Below are 558 nucleotides of genomic sequence, written 5' to 3' on the forward strand. Positions count from 1 at the left end.
CCGTCATCGGGGCAGGGTTCATCGGCGCCGAAGCGGCAGCCACCGCCCGCGGCCTGGGATTGGAGGTCACCGTCATCGACCCGGTGCCCGTGCCCATGAGCCGCCTCTTTAACCCTGAGATCGGCCAGTGGTTCGCAGACCTTCACCAGGACAACGGGGTCAACACCATGTTCGGCACCGGAGTGGAAGCTATCGAAGGCGAGGAGGGCAACTTCTCCCTCCACCTGACCAACGGTGAGAGCGTTCAGGCGGCCACCGTGCTGATCGGTATTGGCGTCATCCCCAATGACTCCTGGCTCAGCGCATCTGGCCTGCTGGTGGACAACGGGGTCGTGCTCAACGAGTACTGTCAAGCCCTCGACGCTGCGAACGTGTACGCCGTCGGCGACGTAGCCCGCTGGCGCCACCAGAAGCACGGCGAGGACGTCAGGACCGAGCACTGGACTAACGCGGTGGAACAGGCCGCATGCGTGGCCTACAACATCATCCATCCGGAACAGCCGCGCGCCTACACGCCCATTGAATACGTGTGGAGCGACCAGCACGACTGGAAGATCC

Annotated in this window: 1 protein-coding gene; it reads left to right on the forward strand. The window is 64.0% G+C overall.

Going from position 1 to position 558, the window contains the following annotated elements:
• A partial coding sequence (locus ABD250_RS18010; protein ID WP_344393596.1) for an NAD(P)/FAD-dependent oxidoreductase occupies positions 1-558 on the forward strand: 558 nt, incomplete at both ends.

The sequence above is a fragment of the Dietzia cercidiphylli genome (genome assembly GCF_039531545.1).
In the GTDB taxonomy this organism is placed as follows: domain Bacteria; phylum Actinomycetota; class Actinomycetes; order Mycobacteriales; family Mycobacteriaceae; genus Dietzia; species Dietzia natronolimnaea.